Origin of the sequence: Sphingobacterium sp. BIGb0116 (assembly GCF_024808035.1) — a bacterium.
GTDB lineage: Bacteria > Bacteroidota > Bacteroidia > Sphingobacteriales > Sphingobacteriaceae > Sphingobacterium > Sphingobacterium paramultivorum.
Genome location: NZ_JANUDT010000006.1, coordinates 225,679 through 251,670, shown reverse-complemented (window position 1 = coordinate 251,670; position 25,992 = coordinate 225,679). Strand labels below are relative to the sequence as shown.

Genomic DNA, 25,992 nt, shown 5'->3' with positions numbered 1-25,992 from the left:
ATTTGCGGTCAAAAGAAAGTGACGATAATAAGCTTAACGTAAAATCCACGTGGAACATCTCCATGAATAAGAATAAAGAAACCCCGGCAAGCAGGGTTCCTTTGAGTTAAATAGGTATCTAATATGGAATAAAAACACGTAAATTACTTATTGACCAAATCACCCGGCTTTTCGGAATGATTATGATATACGCCCATCACGGGAAGAACAGTACTAAATGCTTTCTTTTCCCCATCCTGATAGTTAATTACACCTTGTATCCTGACTTTATAATTAGTTAGATCAATTCCTTTTGTTTTATCCGATACGATCCGGAATCGTACAGATACTTCAAAAGAAGTATTTTCACTTTCTTTAAAAGGCAGAATCAATAGTTGCTGCAGCTTTATTTCTACCTTGGAGTCTGTTGATCGGACGTCTTTCACCACAATATTATTGACATCCTCCCGAAATCGCTCGCCCCGAAATACCAGCGCCCCGTGGGTTGCTCGGAAACTACCACTATACTGTCCAGGATGATCCTGAAAACGGTAGTAAACATACATAGAGACATCAGTAGGTTTTTTCTTTCTAGAAGAAAAAAACCGAAATAAAGCATACGCTACTGCAATAAACAGAAATATATATAAATACATCATAATCAACTCGTCATTCTATCTGAATGTCAATATCCTTGCGTTCGTAGATATTCCTCTAAATGCGTATAACAAAAGTAATAAGTAATTGTAGACGGAAACAGAGACCCTAGGGTCTTATTTACAATTAGGAAAATAAAAGCTTATTAGATTTAATGAAAATAATGCATTTTTGTTTGCCTTATGAAGCCAAATATTATTGTCACCATCTTAATGTTGCTCTGCATAGCAACCATCCGCTTCGGAGGAGACGCTATGATGGCCAATAATCAGGTTGCAATACAGACTTGCATCGCCAAAAACTCGCCTCTACTCATTGCAAAGGAATATGCTGAGTATACCAATCCGATATATTACTATCATCATTCCGTCCTTTTTGCTCCCCTCAACCGAATTAAAAGGGAAGTTGATCAAGAAAAAGGCATTTTCTGGCTCAAAAAGGAAATAAGTCTTTCAGATAGCTTAAAAACAGGCAATTATGTGTTATCTTTCGACAATTTAACATATGTCAATCTCACCGTAATCGATTCAAAAGGTGAAATCGTCTATAAAAAGAAATCAGGCTTGTTCCGTAAACGCAAGGATCTGGATCCGCGAGATGGCCGTGATCATTTTGTTTTAAACTTGGAAGCGGGAAAACCCTATACCATATTGCTCCGGGTAAAACATAGCAAAGGCTACACACCGCTGTATAATTTCCATTTACAGACAGAACTGGATTATGTTAAAAAGAAACAACATAGCCGAATTGTCCATGCATTTATGGAAGGTGCCATTATTGTACTCCTGCTGTATATGGCATTCGCATGGATAGTATCACGCTACCGACCCTATATCTGGATTTTTCTGTTCTTGCTATCTATCGGTATGTATAGCGTTGCGCTTCAAAACATCTTTGTCGATTTTATCTTTTATGACAGTCCCCAACTGGGCTGGAGCATGGTATCGCTCTTTAGTAGATTTGCCGCCATTAGTTTCTATCTGCTGACCATAGATTTTCTTCAATTAAGGAAGCTACACAGCCGTTATTATAAAGTAGCCTGTTACATTATTTTCACCATTGGCATCACGGCACTATTTACATTTGTCAATAATTTTTATTTTGTCAATTATAAACAAAGTAACTGGGTAAATATTACGCTCGGTATTATTCATATGCTCTATTTTTCCAACCTTTTTATTTCACTCTGGAAAAAGATAGACCTGATGCAGCGCTTCTTGGCGTATGGAAGCGTGTTTTTTGTGACCGGTATCACTGCTATGGTCTACTGTGCCCTCACTTTTCAAGAACAGGCCATACAATATGTTTCCATGCTGACGCAGTTTTTTGCCCTGTGCATTACCATGTTGCTATTGATCGGTATACGCTTAAAATTGCGAAAAAATGAGCTGGACTATCATCAATCGACCGAGTCAATTGTGCAGGAAAGGACAAATGAGCTAAAGAAAGCAAATAATGCACTTTATGAACAGCAAATCCAACTGCTTCAAAAGAATCACTATATTGAGACATTGATCGATGAAGTTAATCATCGGGTAAAAAACAACCTGCAGCTCTTATATAGTCTCGGAAGCCTGTACAAAACAGGTGAAAGCCATGGTATCCAATATAATCAGGCCATCCAGTCGATGCAAGACCGCATTCACGCCATGATGCTGGTCAACCAGCTGCTGGTGTATAACCAAAACAGCCAGCTGAAATTAAAAACGTTGGTTATTGAAACGGTCAATTACCTCAGACAGATGCATGATCCAGAAAAAAAGGTCTGGGTTAACCTCGAAATTGAACAAGACTGGTTGATATCCACAAACACGTCGATCCCGCTAGCGTTGATCATCACAGAGCTATTGACAAATAGTTATAAATATGCTTTTCCAAAAGGAAGCACAAGCACTCCAGTCATTAGCCTAAGTATCATCAAGAAAAAACTTGCTACAATCATGCATTTTGAAGATAATGGCGTTGGCGCCGCCCAAACCGTTTTATCAACTTCTTTCGGAATTGGTCTGGTGAAAGACCTAACCAGGCAGATTAAAGGAACCGTGACCATCCAGCAAGAGCGAGGATTTCAGTATATATTTGAATTTAACAACATGATATGAGCCTAAAAGTTTTAATTGTAGAAGACGAAATGATTATCGCCCGATTTATCGAATATCAACTTCACTCCCTTTATTCAGGATTGGAATTGCATATTGCGCTCACCGTTGACGAGGCAGATCAATACATGGCGCAAAACTCACCAGATCTAATACTCTGTGATATTCAGCTCAATGATCGACTAGATGGCATTGAATTAATGGAAAAATATGCCGCAACCAAGCTTTTTAGTCTTATTTTTATTACTTCGTATCAATCGAAAAGCAGCATTGACCGGGCTGCCGCGCTAAATCCTGAAAATTACATTATTAAGCCGCTGGGAGAAAATCGGCTCTATGCTGGCACGCATTTGGTTATCCAGCGCCTACAACAACAAAGGGATAAAAACCAAACGGTGGAAAAACTAAAAACATTGACTCCTGCAGAGTTAAATATCCTTAAGCTGATAGCCCTCCGACATACGACTAAATATATTGCCGAATCACTATTCCTCAGTCCCTACACCATCAAAAACACCAGGCACCGCATCTGCCGGAAGCTTGACCTCCAGGAAGAAAACAATGCGCTCTTATCCTGGGCTATCGAACATCAACATTTGCTGAAATTCTAAGTAAAAAAAATAAGGGTTTGTTCCATTACAAACCCTTTCCCATAAAATAAGAATTAATGCAAATTATGTCGTCTGATTCGATTGTTCGTTTGATTGATAAAGCTCTCCTATCTTCAATACTGTACTAAACGTTTTTGGTTTTCTGTTGGCATAATTCAAAACACCGGCAATGCGTATTCCTTTTCCTTCCAATGCTGTTATTTCACCTTTCCTTCGCTGCAATTTAAATCGAACTGATACGTCTGAATCGCCTTTTTTGCTTTCAAAAGGCACCACCACAATCTGTTCCAGATTGACGACCAAAGCGGGATGATCGGGTTTGACCAGTTTGATCACCATATTTTTAAGCTCGTTGTCTCTGGATTTCGTACGAAAAACGAAGACACCACTTTTTGTCCGATAGTCGCCACTGTATTGCCCCGGCCTATCCTGAAACAGGTAGTTAACCTGCATCGAAACAGCTTCGTTAAATAGCTTTTCACGTTGCTTTGATTGTAGAATAAAATAAATAATAAATAAAACGATAACTGAAACTGCTATAATAAGTACCATAATAAAATAGATAATAGGACTAGGTGTTATACAATCTTATGATTGCATTTAACTATATCTCAAAATTAAGGTAATAGGCAATTGAAGACTAAAATTAACAGGGGACAAATTGGGGACAATCACATATTCAACTAAAAATCAACCGTATAATGTATTTTTATATAGATTTTAATGAACAGCTTACTTAAGGGCTATACGAATTCGAGTTTTACTTTCCTTTCTGAAAGTTGAAATCAGCTACACTTTCCAAAAAACCGTGTAGCTGATATCTTGATCTAAGCATACAAGGAAATAGTTTAACTTGTAGCTAGATTGAAATTAGTCGATCAGTTTGGACTGATGACGTTCCAATGTATTATAAATTTTCTTGACTTCCTGGGATTTCTCTTTTTGTAACACCAGTATCGCATCTTTTGTATGCACAAGTATACTATCGCGCATCCCCACAAATGCCGTGTAGATATCCGTACCGATAACCATATTGCCATTCTCATCAACCGGATGACCCGTCTGTTTTAAATAATCGTACATGGATTCAAAGGAGCCAAGATCGGACCATTGGAAACTCGTCGCAACAACGCGAATTTTCTTGGAGCGTTCCATCACAGCATAATCAATGGAGATTGATGGAATCTCCTTAGATAGGGCCAAATCCAGCTCTCCATCCTTGCGATGCTGCCATGCGTTGAATGCTGTTGCATACACTTTAGGCTCAAAAGTCTGTAACTCGGCCAGAAACGTATCGGCTCTAAAACAGAACATCCCAGAATTCCATAAGAAATTGCCGCGTTCAATAAAATCTTCTGCGGTATCCTGATTTGGTTTTTCGCGGAAGGATAAAACTTTGTCATCCTTATATTCGATATAGCCGTACCCCGTTTCAGGACGTGTCGGCTGAATACCAAACGTAACAATATAACCTTTATTAGCCTTTTCTATCCCAGCTTTGATTGCTTCCGCATAAGCCTCCTCACCTACAATCACATGATCGGAAGGTGTGACGATCAAAATATCATCCGGCTGTGCGGCAAAGGCAGCGAAAGCAATAGCAGCAGCTGTATTACGGGGTGTAGCCTCTACAATGTCAATATAGTCTATCTTATTGTTTTCCATGACTTCACGGCTCAAACTATGGTTATCACAGTTGCCCACAACAATCACTTGCCCGCAAAGGGATTGATTACGTTTAACAGTCATTTCAAACAATGAGCCATCCTTAAATAAATCAAGGTATTGCTTGGGATAACTTTTACGTGAAAGCGGCCACAAACGGCTACCTACTCCACCTGTTAAAACAACATGAATTATTCTGCTCATAATCTTTATTTTTGCTGTTCCTCTTTTGCAGCGACAACACGACGCAGCCCCGCGCTCGAAAAACGATGTGTTCGCTTATTATAATAGATCTCAATATTCTCTTCTACGCAGTACATACGACCCGAAAAATCTTTGTCCCGATATTCCTCGCCAATAATACGGATATGAATAGGAAGTGCTTTGATCATATCAATCAAATCTTGCTCCGTCTCATAAGGGATAATTTCATCTACATAGCGACAACCTTCCAATTGTACATATCGTTCGACAATCGTTTGCGTCGGTTTAGCTTTCTCAGGAAATACTTCTGAGGGATCTGTATTTAAACCAACAATCAGGTAATCACAATTTCTCTTTGCTTCTTCAAGCATCATAATATGGCCAGCGTGCAGTAAGTCAAACACGCCAAAGGTAATTCCAATTTTCATCTTATAATCTTTTCTCTAGTGGTTGATTAGATCGTTTAGCTTCGTACTATCTATAATGATTAGACTATTTCTAGAGCTGTTCCATCTTGCGAATTGGCATCTGCAACAATTCTCCGCAAGCCCGAGCTTGAGAAGCGGTGATCTCTGCTATTGAAATAGAGTTCAATACCTTTTTCCTCACAATAGGTTCTTCCAGTAAAGCCTTTCTCGCGGTATTCATCGCCAACAATTCGCACATCAATATTGAATGAGCGTAAGATATCTTCTAGATCTTGTTCAGTCGCATAAGGAACAATCTGATCGACATATTTACAACCCTTGAGCTGTATATAACGTTCTACAACGGTCTGAACAGGTTTGTTTTTTTCAGGACGGTCAATAGTTGGATCTGTCTGTAGGCCACAGATCAAATAATCACATTGTCTTTTTGCATCTTCCAACATTTTAATATGCCCAGCATGCAGCAGGTCGAATGCACTGAAAGTAATACCAATTCGCATTCCTTTTTCTGGAATTTTTATCATAGTCGCATTGATTTTAATAGAATAGAAATTTTATTGTATTCATATACCAAAGATAAGATATATCTAATAACAATTGGAGGTAATATTTGGTTCGATAAAAATGGGATTACTATATAGTCAAACCTATATCGTGATGTCGAATAAATAATTGCGCACAAGCACGCGCATCCGAAAGAGCTTCATGATGATTCAATTCAATACCCAATACTTCACAGCAGGCATTTAAGCGAGCAGGTTTAAATCCTTTCCCTTGATAAATCTTAAATGTGCATTCCCATCTGTCCATTAATCCAAGGTGATCATAGGACAGATTATAGTAACTCATCGTTTTGCGAAGTACACCACGATCAAATAATTCATTATGGGCTACCATAATTCGATTGTTAATAAGAGGATAAATCCGCGGAAACAATTCCTTGAATGTGGGAGCTTGCGCAGTATCCTTAGGGCGAATCCCATGCACACGGGTGGTCTGCCACATATATTGATTATTAGGAGGTTGTATTAATGAATAGAATTCCTCAACAATAACGCCCTGCTCTACCACGACCAACCCCACCGCACAGGCTGAATTCTGATTCGCCGTTGCTGTTTCGAAATCTATTGCTGTAAAACTTAAATCTGATTGCATGTTTACTCCTCCAATGTCGCGGTAAAATTACTATTTTCTAATCAATTTATGTATATAACGCTTCTGCTATAAGTTTTTATATCTTTGCAAAGAGCAACGACGAGACACACTAATTTGAATGAAAATTTAACGTTTTATAAAACATATAAACGATATTGCACATTCCATAAATAACATTTAATGTCTAAAAAAAGTATTATATATAAACAATACGACTTTCGGAGGCAACAGTCGAACTGGAAATTTGAATAACCTGTATTTTATAAGTTGCGAAGCATTAAAAGCATTTATGGAACGGGCGTAAGCTAAAAACTTATTTTCTTTTTTTAAATAGTGCAAACCACTTCTACGCTTAATCGTTTCAACTCCATCTCCAACCCTAAAGTCGAGTAATGTATCCTGGATATTATAAAACCTAGCCCCTTTTTTCCATAAGGTAAGAAAAAGTGCATAATCTTCAAACAGCAATAAATCGTGCCTATAGTTACCAGCCTGTAAAACAGCTGTTTTTCTCATCATAATAGAAGGATGATTAAAGGGATTACGAAGATAGATTGTATTTACTATATCGTCATGATACTCAGGGGAAATCTTAAATCTATTCAGATCTCCAGGTATACTATGAAATTCTTCTATATTAGCTCCCACCACATCTACTTCAGGGTTTGCAATCATAAACTCAATCTGCTTTTGAAAGCGTTGTGGTCGGCTAACGTCATCGGTATCCATTCGTGCAACGAGCTCATGGCTACAACGTTCCAGTCCAATCTTCAAAGCATGACCTAAACCTTTATTTTCTGTAAGATTTATCAAATTCAATAGCTGAGGATACTTTTGATCAAATTCTTTGATAGCACGCTCCAACTGCGCGGTTAATGGCCCGTCCTTTACCAAAACTATTTCGTCAGGAGGATATGTTTGATCCACAATACTGTTCAAAGCCATTGCCAAGTTCTCAGGTTTTTCTTTACTATAAACCGACATTAAAACAGAAAATTTCATCATATTTTTTAAATTATCTTCTCCTAATTGTGTGGAATTATCAATTAACGTTATCGCTTTACCACCATGCCTTTACTATCTTGATTTTTAATGTCGAAGGTCATCTCTCCAGACAACTTGTTAACTTCATATATATTAGATAATGTTCCATAGTCTAAGATCCCATATGAGTATTCTTTGCCTAGGTAAGAAATGTTCAATCTATTGCCAGCATAAACGTTTGATCGAGAATAATAAGATACTATACCAAATCTTACTTTTTCAATAACATTTTCTTTAAAAATATTATTAAAAGCCCCATAATAACTACCAATACCTTCTGCAGCTCCAGCTATATTGTTATTGGTAATTCGATTATTAAAGGACAATGCATGAGAAAATATACCACCAAAATCTCGACTCCGTTCGCCAATATTTTTAACATCATTATAACAAACTTGATTACTGTAGGCCCCCATTAATAGGATAATTGCACAGTCACCACCTGTATCTAAACCGCTTCTCCGAAAAACCACTTTGTTTCTTAAAACAGCATTATCCGAAGAGAAATTTTCTATACAAACCACATAACCTCGTTCAGAATCAATTTTATTATCCATTATTGAACATTTATTTGCATAATGAGATAGTAAAATACCCCCATATCCTTTAATGGTAAGCTGGCTGATAGAAACATTAAGTGGTTGTTCTAATAATATAGCATACCCATCGGTTTTCCTGAAGATAGCTAGCTTTTTGATGTTAACATTTGAGATTCCAGATCGCAGGGAAATTATACTGTTCTCAGGCAGATCAAAGGGAAGCTTTGTCTCTAAAAACAGAGTATCCCCTTGAATATTTTTGACTTTAAAACTACCCCCTTTTGCAAAATAATCACCGTGAGCGCCATTCCATTTAGCAGACTGCTTTTCATCCTCTAAAATTACCCAACTATCTAACTTGTTGTTAAACATGACGATATTATCACCTACCTTAAATAAGTCCGAATTAGCCACCTCAATGCGATCTACCCCCTTATTGACCTTACGCCTAAGCCGTGTATATTTTGCATCAGGTACCACCTCGTTATTATAGTTATTGGTATAATAAAACTTAGCGCTTCCATTTTTATACCCTCGAACACCCCCTTTATTAAATATAAGCCTAGACGCCTCTCCTTCTCCGATCAATGAACTACCACTTGGCAGAAAAAGATCCTGGCTGAAATAATAAGTTCCTTTAGGAACGTAACAATCACATTTCTGAGCAGCGGATTCTTCTAAACATTTTTGAAAAGCTGTAGTATTATCTGGTGATTCCTCTGATCCGCCAAAGTTCTTTACGTTCAACTCATGCGCGCAGCTACTAAAACCGCTTAGCAACAACGCTAAAATTACTTGTGAGACAACTCTCTTAATAAAACTTCCCATTTCTCTACAACTTGTTCCGTATAAAATTGCTCTATTGAATCCTTTATTTTGTCGGGGCTTGACTTGCCTAAACCATTAAAAATATTCACAAGTTTGCTGGCAGCATTCTCCTCTAATCCCTCCTCGACTAAAAATCCATTAATGTTATTCTGAATGATATTTCTGGGACCATAACCAACATCATAAGAAATACAATATATCCCCTTACTCATCGCTTCCAGTAAAACCATCGGAAATCCTTCGATCTCAGAAGTTAACAAAAGGCATTTCACATTGTCTAACATCACATTTGGGTCTGTCTCACCTTCCACAATCGAAACAAAAGGTTGGATATTATATTTTTTGATAGCGGCTAGCAGGTCAGGCTTTAAATGCCCATAGCCATACATTCTCATATTTACCCCTTGCACGTAAAGACGACTTAAATAAAATATGTGTAGTGCGCCCAATGGATTTTTCTCCTTTGAAAACCGCCCAATAAAAACCACATCATTACCTAAACGACGCTTTTCAGCCGTATCCCTTCCTATAAAATTGGGTATATAACTCGATGTAATACCACTTTTTTTATAATATAAGGCATCTTCTGGTGTCAAACCCACCATATAGTCCAATCTGCGCTTTAATAAATTAATTACAAATGTAAGTTTACTTTTACTATACGTGGTCGCGGTATGGTCACAGCCAACAACTTTAAAACGTTTTTTAAACAGGCTAAAAAGAATGTTTATGGGGGCAGAAGTTGTAACGAAAACCGCACTACTATGTGCACTTAAAAAATTCAGCACCTTCCTGTAGGACATTAAAAAGAAAAGTAATTTGTTGATACCACTTAATTGTCTGGTATCATAATATTTCAGGTTCAGACAGATTAGCTCTACCGAATCATATAAATGGTAGGCCGGTGTGGTAATTTTGCCCAGACTAACCACACTTACATTCCATCCACGCTTTGCTAACTCATTCGCTTGCATGCTGGTGATCTTCAAAACCCCTCCGATTTGACTTTCATCAAATGTATGTACAACAAAAACAACGCTGCCCATAAGATCTTCTTTACGCTTTAAATTTCTTTAGATCGCTCTAAAAATGAAAAACAAATATAAAATAACATAACTTGGATAATCGGCATAAAGAGTAAAACCTCTCCCTTATATTGGAGAATTACTGTATACAATAGCAGACCAAGAAAAAATAGAAGTGTATTTAAAGTAGCAAATGAACCTTCTTTTTTTAAATCGGAAAATATTAGCATTAAAGGCTTGAAGAAATAAAACAAATGTCCTATCAAAATCAATAGTAAGCCAAAAATTCCATAAAACAATATATTCCTCATTATACCTGAGTCAGTATGCTTATAATACGCTCCATCCTCTCCAGTGTAGATCCCATCACCAAATAAAAATGTTTGCCAAGAAAGTGGAAAATACATCTGTTCAAGTACCTCTCCAGATTTTGTACTGGTTTCCCCGGTATCAATATAATTGTAGACTACCTCAAAAGCAAATGGTAACAATTGATTCTCAACCATATCTTTTGTCTCTGGAGGCAATAGAATATTGTATAAAAGGAATGAAGTTCCAGCTACAATTAAGATAAGCCGAATAAAACTTATTAATTTCTTAAATCGCGATCCAAAAGATAGAAAATACAAAGCCAGGGCTGTCCCTAAGCCAACAAATGCAGTTCTTCCAGCGAAGAAGCTTCCCACAAAAAGAACTATAAAAAAAAGCGAATTTCTAAGTGAAAAATACTTATTACCGTTCTTATTGACTGAAATACTAAAAGTAAATACTATAAATATTAATCCAAAACTTGCAGCTAAATCAAAAAAAGGATTTCCTGTCAAAGCTAAAGCACGAATTCCGCCCATATCTTTCTCCGATACAAGATCCTTTTGAAAAAACGCAACAAAGTCTTTAGCAACGGGTGAAAGAAATGCCGTAACTTCTATTACAGATTGGAGAAAAAAGACGCTAATCAGTAGATTCAAAATATAATAAAACCGTTCACCTAGTGATATTTCTTTTATCAGTAAAGGATAGATATAAATTGCAATAAATAGAAGAATTATATTAAGTAAATAAGGTTTAACTATTGTAAAATCAAATGTAAAATGTAAAACACCAGGAATGAATCCAATAAGCATGAGAAGCATAAATACACCAAGTAAGGATACGATATATTTGTTTCCAAAACAAGATCTCAAATCTTTTATTAAAGAAGGTTGCGCGAAATAAAAACAAGTCGCAATACTCAACGCTAGAAAAGCTGAATTGTAAATTACAGGTATCGGAAAATTAAAAATTATGAAAAAAACCAGTATAACTTTAATTAAATACATATCTCAACCGGCTATATATCAACGAAAAAAAACCTATATAGGTATATTTTGATAGAAAATAAACAAATAGTTCATTGCTTGTATGACTTGCTAATATAAACGTTCCGAACCATCTTTCGGATATACGCATCATGAATTTCCAGTCATTTTGTGCTCTATTTATCTTTTTATAAACTTTCTTCAATAATAGAGGTTTAACTTTACAAAAATTAGGTCGAAACATAGAATATGTATACTGATCCAATTCAGCATCATCAAGCTTGATACCATTTAAATCAAAAAGGTAATTATAGACAGATTTAAGTGTCGAATGCCTGAAAAGATGATCTGCCTGAGATTTTTTTGTCTCACTAGTATCTAGAATCCTATAATTGATTAATGCCTTCGGGATATTGTAAAATTTAGTTTTCTTACTCAATTTCACCCAAAGTACATAATCTTCCACTTGGTAAAAATTAGCGTCATAATTTTCCATAATTTCCCTTCTTACCATAACAGAAGGATGAATAAAAGGAGAATCGAAATACAGCTCTCTTTTTATCTCCCAATCTGTAATTGGTTTAACAAATTTACCTATAATTCTATTTTCTTTTATAATGTTACCAAAAGTACCTACTACCCCATAATCAAGGTTTTTAGTCAAAAAGTCTACTTGTTCACCCAACCTTGCGGGTTCGGAGATATCATCAGCATCCATACGCGCGATGAATTTTCCTTTAGAGATAGATATCCCTAGATTAAGTGTTTTTATAAGCTTTAAATTGGTTTCATTTTTCAAAAAAACGATTCTAGAATCTTCTAAAGAAAGGGATTGAAGAATTTCATTTGTACGATCTGTGGAACAGTCATCTATTACAATAATTTCCAAATCTAAATATGTTTGTTTCATTATAGACCTTACTGCTTCCTCAACATACTTTTCAGCATTATAACAGGGAATGATTACTGAAACTAATTTACTCATCTAACATCTGTTTGAATTTCACAATTGCATTGTCTATCCACATTTCTTCAGAAACATTATACGCTTCACGTGACATCTCCAGAAGTTTCTCTCTCGAAAAGTTTGCTACAGTTCGTATACCTTCTATGAAATCGACCTCACTATTACAAAATATACTAAAACTATCCCGACAATAATCTTTTATAGAACCAACTTCTGAAACGATCTGAATCTGTCCCATTGCTAAAGACGTAGTGATGGCATTACTTCCAACTGTATCTATTAAAATCGACATATTTACCAATGACCTCTCCATTAGAGATTTCAATTCATCTTCTTTCAAGTAACTATATACTTTTGTATTTTTAAAATCTTTGAAAGATGGTTTTAACTCGTTATATGATTTTCCTAAACACAAATGGAAATAAACTGATTGCGGCGCCTTTTCTAAGACATTTAGTAAAGTTTTAAAATCTCTTTTAATAGACCCCATCACGAGTACTTGGATGGGATCATACCTATCAGTCAGATTCTCATTATATTGATAATAATTATTCTCAACATAATGTAAAACTTGGTTTAATTTTATCGTTGAACTGATCCGCCTAATAAATGATGTTAAGCTCGAACCGAAAGAAAAAACTTCGTCAATATTATTGAGTCTACATTTTATGTGTTCTTCTCCCCCATACAACTCAAGAAGGTGAGAAGGCGCTAGGTGAACAAGACCCGAAAAATGATTTTTGCACCCCATCATCCGTAGCAAACGAGCCGTAACATCCTGAAATGCGACGTCTTTTGTGAGATACTCTCCAAATACAACTTTATCATTCTTCTTTAAAATAAGTTTTAAATAAAAAGCTAAGAGAATAGAACATATAAACCCTATAATCTTCGAACCACTAAAATTCTGATTTATATTTTCTATCAAACGAATGTCGGGATACTTATTTGCTAATTTTTTAAAAAAATATGCCATCCCAGTATGATTATCCTTCGTATTATCAAATTTACAATATAGAATATAGATCATTATGAAAAAGATTTAAGAATGGACTTAATTAAATTATAAGTCGTAAGCGACGCCTTGCTTTTATTTTTCAAAAGAGCAAATAGCGTTTTAATTTTATAAAGAATAGATTTGCTACCTTTGAGTGCCTGTATTATACAATCTTCTTTTTTCCTGTTAAAAAAACGATCGAAATTTAAATCTATATATGATTTCAAAATTTCATCAGCCTTTGTTTGGGGGTTGATTTTGGAAACTAATTCTTTAGTCAACTTATATTCATAATTTACCGCATCCAATTTCAACAAATAGGCGTTACTATTGCTGATTGTATAAGAGGATTCCCTATAAAATAGTAGTGGAATTTCCGTATGGCATACCCCATGTTCAAGCGCTGCACAATAAAAACTTAGGTCGTCAGAAGCCCATGCCAATGGTAGCTTAACAAAACCACCAATAGCCCTAAGAATCTTCGTCGAATACACGAAATCCGAAATATACCAATTTCGCAGATTCGATAATCTGTGATACATACTATTTAGAACGGTTTCGTTATTCGGCCAAGAATTAGTTAACTTAAATTCTGTTGATTTTTCATCTACTATATAGGATCTACAATGAAAAACAGCATATTGTGGATTAGCTAAAATAAGTTGATGAAAATTAGAAAGATAATCTGGCGACAAATAGTCATCATCTCCGACAATAACAATATAATCACCGGAACATAAATCAAGCAATTTGTTCCAATTATCAACCAAATCTATAGCGCCAACGTTCTTTTCGTTTTCATAATAGTAAAGATTAGGATGATCAACAGCATTGCTAATTTCACGGATACAGCCAGGGGAACAATCGTTTAAAATAATGATTTCATAATTATCGTAATTTTGATTGATCAGACTATTTAAGCACTCCTTAAAAAAAACATCTTTATATGCTGAAACACATAATGAAAACTTCATATCTCCAATGATTTAAAATGGGGCATTAACGATTTTTATTTAAATAACTTAATGCCTTACCGTACAATTCATAAAGTAGACTATCTTTAAAAATTAGGAGATAAAGCAAATATGTTATTAGTCCAGTGAAAGACTTCAAAAATATTGTAAAAAGCAAATTATTAGACAAGGCAGGAATGAAAGGAATTAATAAGCAGATAAAACCTCCAGCGAAAAAATAATGAAGATTTGACTTAGAAAAAAAACCCAGGCTAATTAGCTGTTTCTTACAAACAACTATCATCAAAATTATGCCTAAGAGTTCAACAAACACACTCACGCTCGCAGTTGCAATATGGAGAAATTTGGGAATGAGTAAGATGTTCATAACAACACTTACTACAGCTGAAACCACAACAATTTTTGTGTATAAACTTTCTTTTCCTTGAGGATATAGTATCATAAAAGCCAAATAATATGCAATTCCAATAATAATAATTAGAAAAGATAAAATTCTCATAGCTCCGACTGAGCCAAGAAATTGTTCGCCAGCCATTACCAGTATAATTTCTCTTGAAAGTGAGAAAATTAAGGCTGAAATTGGCACAGAAAAAAACAAAATATATTTAAGAGACTTCGCCAAATATGTTTCATATTCTATCAATCTTCCATTATCATACAGATATGATAGCCTAGGTAGCATTACCGCTCCTAAGGTAGTTATGAATAGTATTGAAAACCTTACTAGCTTGTTGGCTGTAGCATACAGCCCAACTGTCTCGTCGCCTCCAATTGCTCCTAATAAAGTTATATCAAGTTGTAAGTAGATGCTTACTGAAATAGTAGCCAAAAAAACTGTCAAAATACCACGAAAATGTCTCTTAATGTTAAGACACTTTAAAGATGATACAGTTAGATTTACATACTTTCTGAGCCTGTAAAGGTTAAATATATTCCCCCCTACACCGGATACAACTGTTATTCCCGCATAAATAATATAGTCATCTTTAGTTTTTACAAGCGTAAATAGTAAAACAAGAGTTATAGCTTTTACTACTATAAATCTTATGGTAATGTACAATTGATCTTCAATACCCTGAAAAAACCATTCCGCTCCGATATTGGTTAACAATATAATTGGACATAAAACAATTATTAAGTCTCGATATGAGCCTTCTGAGAAAACTGTAAGCGTCAAAATTAAAACGACGATATAAGAAATTATGGTAGTTATAAATAATATTAGAAGCAACTCCAGCACGACCGATGAACGTTCCCTAATATCATCTCTTACTCTTGCAACTTCTCGAACACCGTACATTGGGATTCCCAAAGCGGATATCAATACAAAATAAGTAATTATCGAATTAATATATTCAACTTTGCCAACGGATTCTACACCTAACGTGCTATTAACATATGGAAGAGTAAAAATACCAATTAATGTCGTTAATATTGTTCTTACTATATTTAAAATATAATTTGTCTTTATACCTCTAACTTTCATCCTCAATCTTAGTGGTTCCTAATAAAATAGCTCGAATCATCCTTCTTATTGTTAGACATATGACACTAACCATTACTATCATTACAACACCTGCAAACGCCGCTTTTAATTTACTAACTGCATTCTTTTCCAAAGGATATAGAGGCTTGTCAATAATCTCAATTAAAGGAGCTTCCTTTGCCAAGGCTAATTTTGAAAGTTCGAGATTTTGAACAAGTTGGCTTAATATAGCTTTATTTGCTTCCGCCGAAAACTGAGACTTCTGGGTAGGAACAATACGTTGCACCTGTCGAGTAGGATTCAAATTCGGAGTTGCATCTAAAACAACTGCAGATGCCTCGATTGCCCCGTTCATAACCGACCTGACAGAATCCGCCTTTCTTTGAAGTAATAATACATTGTCCAAAGATTTTTTTGTCTTGGTCTGGATATAGAAATTATTAACCTCATTTACTAACAATTCGTTAAATTCCTTAGAAAATATTTCATCGTTAGAAACTACGTCAACTTTCATGATTGACAGTTTTTTATCAATCTTGTCAACAACAAGATATTTTTTATTAATCTCTGAAATTACTTTTGATATTAAACTATCTTTACTACGGCCTTGAGAACCTTTATAGACCTTTCTAAAATCAATTTCCAGAAGTTTTGGATTATTTTTAGCCCAATCTCCTTTAGCTTCATTTAAATCCAAATACCTATCAATCATAAGTTTTGACGTATCGCTCGGGGACTTAGCTAATAAAACTTTTTCTAGCATTCGTCGAGACTTATAAAATGCAAATAGATTATCTCCCTGAAACACTCCCCCTCCATTACCACCTAAATTTACGCCAACCATAGAAGCTATACTTGCGTACTGACCTAATGAAGAAGTTTCCGAATCAGACTCTAATACGAAAGTAGTCGTCGCTGTATAGGTTGGTTTAGTAAATTTAGCGTAGATAAAACCTAGCCCTCCACCAAGAAGACCTATTATCATGAGTAACTTCCATTGTGAAGATATGTATTTTACCCAATCATAAATTTTTAGAATAATATCCCTCGCTGATATCTGACCGTTATCCATTTTATAGGTACTTTAATTTACTTTAATTCTTAAAAAGGCTAATGATTATAGCTAATGTTGAAGCAATCCCAGTGCCAATACCAATCCAAGCCTGAGAGCTTAATCTTTCTCTTGGCGCACGCTTAGGAACAACAATTTCCGCTCCTGGTTTAACTTCTGGATATCCACCATCCTTACCTTTTACGGCACCATTGGCATATTGTACAAAGACACGTTTCTTCAAGGCATTATCGGTAAATCCTCCGGCTTGGTTTATATAATATTTTAAATTCTTACCTTTAACGTACACAACATTATTTGGGTTTAAGACTTCCCCCACAACCTTCACGGTCTCCAGCTCTTTCGGTACTGTAATAATATCGCCATCTAAAACGAGAAGGTCCCCCTTTTCATACGGCTTTTCTAAAATTTTATTTAATTCAATACCTACAAGATCACTCGGTTCAATCTCCGAAGCTGACATTCCTTGTTGCGATACTTTTGCCAAAGCGGCACTTTTTGCCTTGGAGCCATCGTTATTCTTTTCAGTGTCCTTGTCTAAACTAGAATCTTTCTGATTGCCATCTTCATCTAACTTATCCTTTTCCAGTTCTTTCTTCAACCGCTCCTTTTCCTTTTTCTCTTCTGCTTTCAATTTAGACATACCGGTACGTTTCAGGGAAGCTCCCTCGGTATACGCATAAGGTGTTAGGCCACCCGCACGTTTAATGATGTCCGAAATACGTTCATCTTCACGTGCAATGGTATAAAAGCCAGGGTAAAGAACCTCGCCCTCGATTTTTACCTGACGTTGTGTGCGGAAACCCGCATCCCCCAAAATGGAGATCACATCATAAGGCTGCAGCGTCAAGTTGGGATCTGTAAGCACGCCGTCTTTAATATCCACCAAAATAGTCTTCGAAGATCGATGGTCAGTCACATCTAGGTTTTGTATACGTCGTGCAATTTCCACCCGAGCATTTTTAGCGGCTTCGGTAAACCCACCTGCCTTCTGAATAACATCGCCTAGTGTTGCGTTGCTCGCAAAAGGGAAATCTCCAGGAAAACGTACCTCGCCTTGTACGGTGAATTTATATTCGTCTCTTAAATCGAAAATAGACGAGATCTCAATCTTATCCTCCCTTTTAAGGGGAATATCTGCCGCAGTGCCGGCTAGGATATCGCGTACATTGAAATTGATCAACTCCGAAGTATTATCGGCTTTCAGGCGATTGATCATACCGCGTTCCCAAAAGGCGTCTTCGCGTACGCCATCCGCCATTTCCAATACCTGTTTTAACGTCATCCCTGGTTCCAAACCAAAAATACCCGGACGAAACACCGCGCCTAAAACACTGACACGGTTGGCGAAACGTTCCAATATAGGTTCTACAATATACTGATCTCCACCTTTGGGTGTATAGTTTGCAAACTGATCCGCGTAGATATCTTGTACACTACGCTCCCGACCTGTTGTTTGAAGGACTTTAACTTTAGCACTATAGGCATTTTCGGTAAAGTCACCAGCATAACGCAAGATATCTGATAGCGACTCTCCCGGTACCGTTTCAAATATTGCCGGACGTTTTACTTCGCCTTCAAATTGTACTCTGGCCCCATAAACGGGTATATGAATAATATCCTGATCCTGCAGACGGATATTTCCCTGTTGTATGCCATTGGCCAAAAAATCATAGACATCGATTGTGCTTACCACACGATTGCCACGGATTACCTGAATTTTACGATAAGTCCCGTTTTTATTAGGTCCTCCCGAGGCGTATAATGCATTGAATACGGTTGCCAATGAAGGTAGGCTATAGGTCCCAGGTTTAGTAACAGCACCAGTCAATGTCACACGAATGGTGCGGATATTCCCAATGTTGACACTCACTTGTGTTCTTCCCGAACGTAGCGCTGGATAAGTGCTACTCAAACGTTGCTCAATCTTACTTTTCGCTGCTGCTATAGATAAACCGGCAACATTGATCTGCCCCACATATTCCACCTTGATGGTTCCATCTGGACTTACCGGAAGCTGATAGGAGGCTTCGTTATCCCCTGTGATATCCAACAAGATCTCATCGTCTGGCCCAATAATATAGGAACTTGGTGTAGCCATACGTAAGTTAGGCTCAAAGGTAATGGCGTTATTCTTAAAGAGGTCAGAGCCAAAAATCTTGAGCTTCCCCTCCTCATTTTCAACGGAGTCCCTTTTATTTAATTGTTTAGTTTGCAATGAATCGGCATTTGATGCTCCTCCAACCTGACGGCCATTGCTCCGACTATTGCGAGATTGGCTTGATGATCCCTTCAACTGATCCGGCTGCTGTTTTTTTCGTTTAATTGTAGCCAAACGTTCTTTGAGTTTCTGAACCTCAACAGCAGACACACCCTGTGCACGTGCGAAACCATCCAGCTGGCTTTCATCGTAGCCCATTAATGCTGCCTGTTTCACATATTGCTCGATCTGAGCATCACTAAGATTATCAACTTTTATATTCGCAGGGTTGGTCTGTGCTTGTACTGTGCTCACAAATCCTGCTATACATAACCATAATATTATTCTTTTCATTCGATACCTCGGCATTTTGCCGCAAAATTAGTAAAACTATTTAATTAAATGGTTTAAAAATTTACTCAATGGATGTCTCCTTTCCTACTTTACACCTGATTTAACCTAGTTGGTTGAAGGATTTATCAAATTTTCATAACGTAGTTATAACAGCATTCGCTACTTAGTAACTTTAAATTAGATATATATTAAATACTTACTACCCTTTCTATCCCCAACATGCTATTCTGAGTCAATTTGAGGGTAATAGGAGATTATTCCTCATCATACTCTTACGGTCAATAAAATCTTACAGAATAGGATTACATTCGTTCAAGTAGAATCCTGAAAGTTTTATTAACTTCGTAAAGTTAAGCATAAATTAAATGAAAAGTCCAATCTTTAACTTTTGGCTACCCATATGTGTAGTAATCCTATTCGGTTACTCCTGTAAGGACAATACAAAAGGAAAACAAAAAAACGACACTGCACAACAAAGCAAAAAACCTTTAAGCGCTGCTGATAGCACTTTATTCCATTTCTGGGATAAATTTGACATGCAGGATACTGCACAAGTAAAAAAACCTGAGAAGGGAGAACAACAACTTGCTGATTTCATTCAACTATTGGCACAGACGCCAGATTCTGCAACAAGAGACAAAGCTGTAGATCTGATGCTCGACCAAGCAAAAGCCAATCGGACAAGCTTTGATTATTTCATCAAACAATATGAACATTATCTATACGACGGCAATTCGCCCATGCGCAATGATATTGTGTACGAATCGGTTTTGCGCTACCTAATCAAAACAGATTTGCTTTCAGACCTTGAAAAAGAAGCCTACAGACCAACTTATAAATTGGTACTTCGAAATAAAGAGGGAAAAACTGCCGAAGACTTTACTTATGAACTAGCGAATGGCAAAAAGCAAAAGTTATCGGATACAAAATCAAAATATACCTTCTTGATCTTTTACGATCCGGATTGCTCGCATTGCAAAGAAACTATTCATCAGCTCCGCGATACTCCTCAGTTGGTACAGCTCTTTTCCCAACTACAAGTACAGGTACTCGCGATCGATCCATGGGGAGATCGCACAAAGTGGAAAAACTATCAATCTGAATTGGCGGACCAATGGATCAACGGTTTTGACAGCGAAAGCAAAATATTGTCTTTCAACTTATACGATCTGAAAGCTTCACCAACGATTTATCTTCTGGATGAAAACAAAAAGGTGTTATTAAAAGACACCTATTTACAGCAAGTTATTGCTTATTTCGTTAAAACCAATCCCTAACTGATGTCTGAAAATACAAACGACAGCAAAGCACGGGTTATTTCAAACGAAGACTATTTTTCTGAAGTACAACGCATCCTTACTGAAGGCAAGGAAGTTCGCATCAGAATCAAAGGAAACAGTATGCTTCCATTTATCAAGGATGGTGACACTGTACTCCTACGGGCTTATCGGGGTGAAGCTTTAGCCCTGGGCTGCAATATACTGGCTAAAGACAAGGATAAATTTGTCTTTCATCGTTTTGTAGGGGAAAAAAATGATCAATATATATTAGCGGGAGACGGCAATCTGGTACTCCGCGAATATGTTGCAGCGACAGATATTATTGCTATTGCTTATATGCATTATCCACAAAATAAAAAAAAAGCGATAGCTATTGACCGACTTTGGGTAAGATTACGAGGCTTTGGCTGGTACCGGATCCGATTATTGCGTCGTATTCTTAACAAATTAAAATTGATTATTTCTAACACAAATAAATCCGTCAAATAACTCGCCTTCTATAAGCAGTAACCAAGATTCTATCGGAAAATAAATAGCTATTTTAAAAACAGTCGGATAAAAATTCTCATTCCAAATCCTTCACTTTCGAATGAAGACTTCTTTTCTTTTTCGCTATTGGAATAAAACGCTAAACTTTAAAAAAAATTAACATTATACTGTAGCAATTTAGATAGAATTAACGTTGAGTAAATTAAGATAAGTAAATATATGTATATTTACACCGGTTATTTTAGCTCGAATTATGAAGAAAGTTTTTTACAATGTTAAATACCCTTCAAACACCTCTTTTAATTGCCCATGTTAACAAATCTTTAACGAAGTATTTAACAACGAATTAAAAGAATCACCATTCGGAATACTAAAATGATGAAATATATTTATTTAGCTATATAAATATCAGAGAGAAAGAATTAAGGGTATTAAGATGAAAGTATTAATTTTAGGGGGAAATACTGGCTTCATTGGCAGCCATTTAAGCGCGAAGCTCAAAGGTCCCTTTCAATGTGAATTTGTGTCCATGAGAAACCTCAGTTGGGTGAAGGATAATATTTCAGCCGACTGTATGATCAATTTAGTCGGTAAAGCACATGACTTTACAGGAAAGGCGACTGAAAATGATTTTTTTTATGCCAATTTTGAACTCGCAAAAAAAGCTTTTGACCTATTTATTTCCTCCCAAGCCAAGGTATTTATTCATATTAGTTCACTGGCAGCTATTGAAGAAGTCGAGTCTGCGAAAACCCTTGCTGAAAATGCCACTTATAACTCCGTTTCTCCCTATGGTAGATCGAAACAAGCTGCCGAAGAATGGCTAATGAGTCAACAGTTACCCACAGATAAGAAATTAATTATTTTACGTCCGCCCATGGTGCATGGCGCCGGGGACAAAGGCAACTTAAAGCAGTTATACTCCATAGTTAGCAAAGGGATTCCCTATCCGTTGGTTCGTTTTAAGAATAAACGCTCTTTTCTTTCCATCGATAACTTTTGTTTCTATATCGAACAGATTCTTTTGCAAAACAAAAAATTGAGTTCAGGCATCTATCATCTATCCGATGACGAAACCTTATCGTCAAATGAAATTGTGAAAATCATGAAACAGGAGACTAGGCTAAAAGTCCCTTGTTTCCCGCTGCCAAAGCGCATCATCTCCTTCCTATCTAAACTAGGGGACCATACGAGAGCATTTCCACTAAATACATGGCGATTAAAAAAACTGACAAGTAATCTTGTTGTTTCAAATAAAAAAATAAAAGTTGCCTTGGCAATCGAACGTTTACCTAAAACAGCCAAGGAGGGTCTGCGTGATACCATACGTGCATTAAAGCAACAACACTAAAATTATTTCTTTTATTATTTCACTATGGACTTTTGAATGGAAAACGATTAAGCCCTTATATAGCGTATGAAAAAGATGAAAAATTGTGTCTTAATACGATCAATAATATTGTATTTAAGGCACAATTTATTTATGTTTGATAGGATAACGCATTGATTAAAATTGCGCCATATAGTAAAAGGGTTGTTTCTAAAATAGCAGACTATTTGTGTTTAATAGTTCGTAATGCAATTTAACAACAGGCGGCCTATAATATAACGCATCGAGTTTAACTTGTTAAAAATATTTAAAGCTTATGAAATTAAGATCGGATTTAGTTTTGAGAACAATTGGTTCAGATCATTTGATTGTGGATCCTAGCCAAGATATGGTTGACCTATCAACAGTTTATACGCTAAACAGCTCTGCAGCATGGTTGTGGGAACAACTCAAAGGAAAAGAATTCACAATTGACACTATCGTTGATTTACTTTGTGAAAATTATGACGTGGACATCGAACAGGCAAAATCCGATGCAGAAATTCTCCTTCAAGACTTCCAAAAACAGGGATTATTGGAAAAATGAATAACAATAGCCTGAAGCAACACCTGCGCTGGGCTTGGTCAATCACCCAGGGATACCGAAGCAAACTGTTCCTTTATTTCATACTGGAACTGATATGCATTGGCCTTTCCCTCGCTTTTGTGTTTTTATCCAAAAAGGCTGTCGACACGGCCACATCTCATGGGGATTTACCACTGAAATGGCTACTTATTGGCATCGTGGGAAGTATTGCCTTAAATGTAGGCATCAAGGGGTATTCGGGTCGCATGATGGAGCAGATCAAATTGATGCTTACGCTCCAGCTCCAACGAACGATGCTCGACGCGCAAATGCTCTCCATATGGCAATTAGTCAAAAACTGGCATACAGGCGATATTCAGATCCGCATCCAGACGGACTGTGAGGAAGTCGCCAATACCATCGCCAATACATTCTTGTCTTTTATATTGACCACAATCCAGCTATTGGCCTCAGTCGGTTTTCTTTGGTATATGGACCCGATGCTGGCACTGATGATCCTGGCCATATCCCCACTTTTTGTGTTTTCAAAATTGTATTTCCGCAAGATGCGTAAGCTTAGCAAGGAAGTCAAGGAGGAGGAAAGCAACTTTTCAAAGGTGCTGCAGGAAAATCTTCGTTTTCGACTCCTCATTCGGGCGATGGGAATCTTCCCTAAAAGAAGAGAGAAACTCCTAGCGAGCCAGCATCAATTATTATTGTTGAAAATACGCCAGCTCAACTTCTCCACATACACTCAGGGAGCCATGAAAGTAGCCATGAATGCCGGTTATTTAATCGCTTTTATCTGGGGGATCTATCGATTACAGGCGGGGCAGATTTCATTCGGAACAATGACCGCTTTTCTACAATTGGTAGCACGGATTCAATCGCCAATCCTCGCACTGATTGCTTATATCCCAGGCTTTGTACGCTTCCGGGTATCTGCAGATCGCCTATTGGAATTGCAAGCTGGAGAAATCGAACCACAGGTAACACAACAGCGTCTCCATGAGACACAGGAGCTTCGGATCAGCGACCTCTCCTTCCGTTATGAAGATAAATGGGTGTTACAAAATTTAAATCTTTCCTTAAAGGTGGGTGAGCCCACCGCTATCATCGGACCGAGTGGAAAAGGAAAAACAACATTGATCCGCTTACTGCTGGCATTGCTAAAAGCTGAAAAAGGACAAATTAGGCTTTTAGATAAGGATGGTGAAAGAGAGTTAACGGCCAGCCATCGGATCAACCTCGCTTATATTCCGCAGGGAAATTCACTATTCAGCGGTACCATTCGTGAGAATTTACTCCTTCATGTCAAAGAAGAAGGGGCAATGGATATGCAAAAAGCACTTTGGCTTGCTTGTGCGGAATTTGTATTTGACTTACCCGACGGAATTGATACGGTCGTCGGTGAATCTGGCATTGGCCTATCAGAAGGGCAGGCACAACGCGTTGCTATTGCCCGCGCACTCATGCACGACGGTGATATATGGCTCTTCGATGAGGTTACTTCCGCATTGGATAAGACGACATCGGATACGTTAATTCATCGACTATTGGAACATGGAAAGCACAAAATCTGCTTGTTTGTAACACATGACCTACACCTGGCCGAAAAATGCCAGCAACGTATTTATCTCGACTAATCCTAATTCGAGCAACATAGTGGATCAATAAGACGCATATCGGCACAATAGACAAATGAAAAGAAGTGGCTGACAACAGCTATGAAATAAAAAGAAATGACCGGCAAATACTTAAGTCTGAATTTCTAACAAGTTTTTAAAAGACAAATCGGGCGAGCCCACGAAATAATTATTTAAACATGAATTTGACGACATCATCCGAATTATCCCAGACACGCTACCGCATCGCGGAATTAATACTGGAGTTTAATCATCCTGCAGATTATCCGCTAGCCCAGCTTCTTCCTTCGTTTCGCGACTTCCAATGGCTAGACCCCACCGACAAAACAGACATTAGTATCACTGTCAGTGTAGCAAAAGCACCGATACCTGAGGATATGGGTATACTTCGGACAGACGAGTCCATTGCATGGGGAGATCGATTTCGTTTTTATGAAAAAGAGGATACTTTCATCACAACAATCAGCAACGAACAGGGCAATGGGATCTGGTACCTCCAAAGTGACCGCAACTTTGAACGTTCTTTACTTTATGTCCCTGCAAGCACAGCGGATGAACAGGGTGGCGTTATTACCTGGATGGCGATGATGATCTTTGGGCAAGCCAGCCTGCTGCATAACACCATCATGATCCATGCTTCTGTTGCAAACCACGCCGGCAGAGGTGTAGCATTTTTAGGCAAGAGCGGTACCGGTAAGAGTACACATAGCCGCCTTTGGTTAAAACATATCCCAAATACCTCTTTGCTCAACGACGATAATCCAGCTATTCGAATAACCGATGAAGGTGTATTAATTTATGGAACACCTTGGAGCGGCAAGACGCCGTGTTATAAAAATGAACAACTGCCCTTACAAGGATTCGTTCGCTTGCAACAGGCTCCTAAGAATGAGTTCGAATGGCAAACTGGACTTAAAGGCTTTATCGCTGTATTGCCGAGCTGTACTTCCATACGTTGGAACAAGGAATTATTTTCCAACATGAACACCATTTTGGAAAAAATCATCGCTCAGGTTCCCGTTGGCTACTTAAAATGTTTGCCAGATGCTGCCGCGGCAGAACTGTGCCATTCTTATCTTTTTTCGAACGAATAAAAGGGA

24 protein-coding genes are annotated in these 25,992 nt (G+C 37.2%); 8 read left to right on the top strand and 16 right to left on the bottom strand.

Annotated features, from left to right (window positions below; all coding sequences use genetic code 11):
• Positions 1–143 precede the first annotated feature (143 nt).
• The gene (locus tag M2419_RS15985; RefSeq protein ID WP_153845388.1) at positions 144–638 is read right to left on the bottom strand and encodes a hypothetical protein; all 495 of its coding nucleotides are present in this window, start codon (positions 636–638) and stop codon (positions 144–146) included.
• A 180-nt stretch (positions 639–818) separates the two neighbouring features.
• On the opposite strand from M2419_RS15985, the gene M2419_RS15980 reads away from it, so the two are divergent.
• Complete coding sequence (locus tag M2419_RS15980; RefSeq protein WP_259255339.1) at positions 819–2,738, top strand: 7TM diverse intracellular signaling domain-containing protein; 1,920 nt, start codon at positions 819–821, stop codon at positions 2,736–2,738.
• The gene (locus tag M2419_RS15975; RefSeq protein WP_153845386.1) at positions 2,735–3,346 is read left to right on the top strand and encodes a response regulator; all 612 of its coding nucleotides are present in this window, start codon (positions 2,735–2,737) and stop codon (positions 3,344–3,346) included. Before M2419_RS15980 ends, M2419_RS15975 begins: the two co-directional genes overlap by 4 nt.
• A gap of 63 nt (positions 3,347–3,409) precedes the next feature.
• Here the strand turns inward: M2419_RS15975 and M2419_RS15970 are convergent, their stop codons facing one another.
• From M2419_RS15970 to M2419_RS15900, 15 genes are all read right to left on the bottom strand, one after another.
• On the bottom strand, positions 3,410–3,898 hold the full coding sequence (locus M2419_RS15970) for a hypothetical protein (protein WP_259255338.1): 489 nt from the start codon (positions 3,896–3,898) through the stop codon (positions 3,410–3,412).
• Between the two features lie 318 nt (positions 3,899–4,216).
• Positions 4,217–5,215 carry a mannose-1-phosphate guanylyltransferase gene (locus M2419_RS15965; RefSeq protein WP_259255337.1) on the bottom strand — a complete coding sequence of 333 codons (999 nt, stop codon included), beginning with the start codon at positions 5,213–5,215 and terminating at the stop codon, positions 4,217–4,219.
• Between the two features lie 5 nt (positions 5,216–5,220).
• Complete coding sequence (locus M2419_RS15960; protein WP_153845383.1) at positions 5,221–5,643, bottom strand: adenylyltransferase/cytidyltransferase family protein; 423 nt, start codon at positions 5,641–5,643, stop codon at positions 5,221–5,223.
• Positions 5,644–5,702: 59 nt separating this feature from the next.
• On the bottom strand, positions 5,703–6,167 hold the full coding sequence (locus M2419_RS15955; protein ID WP_227550126.1) for an adenylyltransferase/cytidyltransferase family protein: 465 nt from the start codon (positions 6,165–6,167) through the stop codon (positions 5,703–5,705).
• Positions 6,168–6,276: 109 nt separating this feature from the next.
• Positions 6,277–6,798, bottom strand: coding sequence for a 3'-5' exonuclease (locus M2419_RS15950; RefSeq protein WP_259255336.1), 522 nt, complete (start codon positions 6,796–6,798; stop codon positions 6,277–6,279).
• Positions 6,799–6,975: 177 nt separating this feature from the next.
• Positions 6,976–7,803: a glycosyltransferase gene (locus tag M2419_RS15945; protein ID WP_153845381.1), complete on the bottom strand. Its 828-nt coding sequence runs from the start codon at positions 7,801–7,803 to the stop codon at positions 6,976–6,978.
• A gap of 47 nt (positions 7,804–7,850) precedes the next feature.
• Positions 7,851–9,209 carry a glycosyl hydrolase family 28-related protein gene (locus tag M2419_RS15940; RefSeq protein WP_153845380.1) on the bottom strand — a complete coding sequence of 453 codons (1,359 nt, stop codon included), beginning with the start codon at positions 9,207–9,209 and terminating at the stop codon, positions 7,851–7,853.
• Positions 9,173–10,255: a glycosyltransferase gene (locus M2419_RS15935; protein ID WP_153845379.1), complete on the bottom strand. Its 1,083-nt coding sequence runs from the start codon at positions 10,253–10,255 to the stop codon at positions 9,173–9,175. Before M2419_RS15935 ends, M2419_RS15940 begins: the two co-directional genes overlap by 37 nt.
• Before the next feature lie 17 nt (positions 10,256–10,272).
• Positions 10,273–11,553, bottom strand: coding sequence for a hypothetical protein (locus tag M2419_RS15930; RefSeq protein ID WP_153845378.1), 1,281 nt, complete (start codon positions 11,551–11,553; stop codon positions 10,273–10,275).
• Positions 11,540–12,517 carry a glycosyltransferase family 2 protein gene (locus M2419_RS15925; RefSeq protein WP_153845377.1) on the bottom strand — a complete coding sequence of 326 codons (978 nt, stop codon included), beginning with the start codon at positions 12,515–12,517 and terminating at the stop codon, positions 11,540–11,542. The genes M2419_RS15930 and M2419_RS15925 overlap by 14 nt, the downstream gene beginning before the upstream one ends.
• Positions 12,510–13,475 (bottom strand): hypothetical protein, encoded by a 966-nt coding sequence (locus M2419_RS15920; protein ID WP_153845376.1) that lies wholly within the window; start codon positions 13,473–13,475, stop codon positions 12,510–12,512. Before M2419_RS15920 ends, M2419_RS15925 begins: the two co-directional genes overlap by 8 nt.
• A 53-nt stretch (positions 13,476–13,528) precedes the next feature.
• Entirely contained in the window at positions 13,529–14,470 is a 942-nt protein-coding gene (locus M2419_RS15915; protein WP_153845375.1) for a glycosyltransferase, read from the bottom strand.
• A 25-nt stretch (positions 14,471–14,495) separates the two neighbouring features.
• The gene (locus M2419_RS15910; protein WP_153845374.1) at positions 14,496–15,956 is read right to left on the bottom strand and encodes a flippase; all 1,461 of its coding nucleotides are present in this window, start codon (positions 15,954–15,956) and stop codon (positions 14,496–14,498) included.
• Entirely contained in the window at positions 15,946–17,028 is a 1,083-nt protein-coding gene (locus tag M2419_RS15905; protein WP_153845373.1) for a Wzz/FepE/Etk N-terminal domain-containing protein, read from the bottom strand. Before M2419_RS15905 ends, M2419_RS15910 begins: the two co-directional genes overlap by 11 nt.
• A 22-nt stretch (positions 17,029–17,050) precedes the next feature.
• The gene (locus M2419_RS15900; protein WP_153845372.1) at positions 17,051–19,582 is read right to left on the bottom strand and encodes an SLBB domain-containing protein; all 2,532 of its coding nucleotides are present in this window, start codon (positions 19,580–19,582) and stop codon (positions 17,051–17,053) included.
• A 365-nt stretch (positions 19,583–19,947) separates the two neighbouring features.
• Here M2419_RS15900 and M2419_RS15895 point away from each other — a divergent pair, with 365 nt between their 5' ends.
• The 6 genes from M2419_RS15895 (at position 19,948) to M2419_RS15870 (ending at position 25,986) form a co-directional block, all read left to right on the top strand.
• Complete coding sequence (locus M2419_RS15895; RefSeq protein ID WP_153845371.1) at positions 19,948–20,859, top strand: DUF5106 domain-containing protein; 912 nt, start codon at positions 19,948–19,950, stop codon at positions 20,857–20,859.
• 3 nt (positions 20,860–20,862) lie between these two features.
• Entirely contained in the window at positions 20,863–21,351 is a 489-nt protein-coding gene (locus M2419_RS15890) for a S24/S26 family peptidase (protein WP_153845370.1), read from the top strand.
• A 436-nt stretch (positions 21,352–21,787) separates the two neighbouring features.
• Positions 21,788–22,702: an NAD-dependent epimerase/dehydratase family protein gene (locus M2419_RS15885; protein WP_259255335.1), complete on the top strand. Its 915-nt coding sequence runs from the start codon at positions 21,788–21,790 to the stop codon at positions 22,700–22,702.
• Positions 22,703–22,997: 295 nt separating this feature from the next.
• Positions 22,998–23,267 carry a PqqD family protein gene (locus M2419_RS15880; RefSeq protein WP_120335714.1) on the top strand — a complete coding sequence of 90 codons (270 nt, stop codon included), beginning with the start codon at positions 22,998–23,000 and terminating at the stop codon, positions 23,265–23,267.
• On the top strand, positions 23,264–24,892 hold the full coding sequence (locus M2419_RS15875) for an ABC transporter ATP-binding protein (RefSeq protein WP_153845368.1): 1,629 nt from the start codon (positions 23,264–23,266) through the stop codon (positions 24,890–24,892). Before M2419_RS15880 ends, M2419_RS15875 begins: the two co-directional genes overlap by 4 nt.
• 179 nt (positions 24,893–25,071) lie before the next feature.
• Positions 25,072–25,986: a hypothetical protein gene (locus M2419_RS15870; RefSeq protein WP_153845367.1), complete on the top strand. Its 915-nt coding sequence runs from the start codon at positions 25,072–25,074 to the stop codon at positions 25,984–25,986.
• Positions 25,987–25,992 lie beyond the last annotated feature (6 nt).

What these genes read in the sequence shown, in the direction of transcription:
- M2419_RS15985 (WP_153845388.1), bottom strand. Translation starts at nt 638, where the DNA reads ATGATGTATTTATATATATTTCTGTTTATTGCAGTAGCGTATGCTTTA.
- M2419_RS15980 (WP_259255339.1), top strand. Translation starts at nt 819, where the DNA reads ATGAAGCCAAATATTATTGTCACCATCTTAATGTTGCTCTGCATAGCA.
- M2419_RS15975 (WP_153845386.1), top strand. Translation starts at nt 2,735, where the DNA reads ATGAGCCTAAAAGTTTTAATTGTAGAAGACGAAATGATTATCGCCCGA.
- M2419_RS15970 (WP_259255338.1), bottom strand. Translation starts at nt 3,898, where the DNA reads ATGGTACTTATTATAGCAGTTTCAGTTATCGTTTTATTTATTATTTAT.
- M2419_RS15965 (WP_259255337.1), bottom strand. Translation starts at nt 5,215, where the DNA reads ATGAGCAGAATAATTCATGTTGTTTTAACAGGTGGAGTAGGTAGCCGT.
- M2419_RS15960 (WP_153845383.1), bottom strand. Translation starts at nt 5,643, where the DNA reads ATGAAAATTGGAATTACCTTTGGCGTGTTTGACTTACTGCACGCTGGC.
- M2419_RS15955 (WP_227550126.1), bottom strand. Translation starts at nt 6,167, where the DNA reads ATGATAAAAATTCCAGAAAAAGGAATGCGAATTGGTATTACTTTCAGT.
- M2419_RS15950 (WP_259255336.1), bottom strand. Translation starts at nt 6,798, where the DNA reads ATGCAATCAGATTTAAGTTTTACAGCAATAGATTTCGAAACAGCAACG.
- M2419_RS15945 (WP_153845381.1), bottom strand. Translation starts at nt 7,803, where the DNA reads ATGATGAAATTTTCTGTTTTAATGTCGGTTTATAGTAAAGAAAAACCT.
- M2419_RS15940 (WP_153845380.1), bottom strand. Translation starts at nt 9,209, where the DNA reads ATGGGAAGTTTTATTAAGAGAGTTGTCTCACAAGTAATTTTAGCGTTG.
- M2419_RS15935 (WP_153845379.1), bottom strand. Translation starts at nt 10,255, where the DNA reads ATGGGCAGCGTTGTTTTTGTTGTACATACATTTGATGAAAGTCAAATC.
- M2419_RS15930 (WP_153845378.1), bottom strand. Translation starts at nt 11,553, where the DNA reads ATGTATTTAATTAAAGTTATACTGGTTTTTTTCATAATTTTTAATTTT.
- M2419_RS15925 (WP_153845377.1), bottom strand. Translation starts at nt 12,517, where the DNA reads ATGAGTAAATTAGTTTCAGTAATCATTCCCTGTTATAATGCTGAAAAG.
- M2419_RS15920 (WP_153845376.1), bottom strand. Translation starts at nt 13,475, where the DNA reads ATGGCATATTTTTTTAAAAAATTAGCAAATAAGTATCCCGACATTCGT.
- M2419_RS15915 (WP_153845375.1), bottom strand. Translation starts at nt 14,470, where the DNA reads ATGAAGTTTTCATTATGTGTTTCAGCATATAAAGATGTTTTTTTTAAG.
- M2419_RS15910 (WP_153845374.1), bottom strand. Translation starts at nt 15,956, where the DNA reads ATGAAAGTTAGAGGTATAAAGACAAATTATATTTTAAATATAGTAAGA.
- M2419_RS15905 (WP_153845373.1), bottom strand. Translation starts at nt 17,028, where the DNA reads ATGGATAACGGTCAGATATCAGCGAGGGATATTATTCTAAAAATTTAT.
- M2419_RS15900 (WP_153845372.1), bottom strand. Translation starts at nt 19,582, where the DNA reads ATGAAAAGAATAATATTATGGTTATGTATAGCAGGATTTGTGAGCACA.
- M2419_RS15895 (WP_153845371.1), top strand. Translation starts at nt 19,948, where the DNA reads ATGAAAAGTCCAATCTTTAACTTTTGGCTACCCATATGTGTAGTAATC.
- M2419_RS15890 (WP_153845370.1), top strand. Translation starts at nt 20,863, where the DNA reads ATGTCTGAAAATACAAACGACAGCAAAGCACGGGTTATTTCAAACGAA.
- M2419_RS15885 (WP_259255335.1), top strand. Translation starts at nt 21,788, where the DNA reads ATGAAAGTATTAATTTTAGGGGGAAATACTGGCTTCATTGGCAGCCAT.
- M2419_RS15880 (WP_120335714.1), top strand. Translation starts at nt 22,998, where the DNA reads ATGAAATTAAGATCGGATTTAGTTTTGAGAACAATTGGTTCAGATCAT.
- M2419_RS15875 (WP_153845368.1), top strand. Translation starts at nt 23,264, where the DNA reads ATGAATAACAATAGCCTGAAGCAACACCTGCGCTGGGCTTGGTCAATC.
- M2419_RS15870 (WP_153845367.1), top strand. Translation starts at nt 25,072, where the DNA reads ATGAATTTGACGACATCATCCGAATTATCCCAGACACGCTACCGCATC.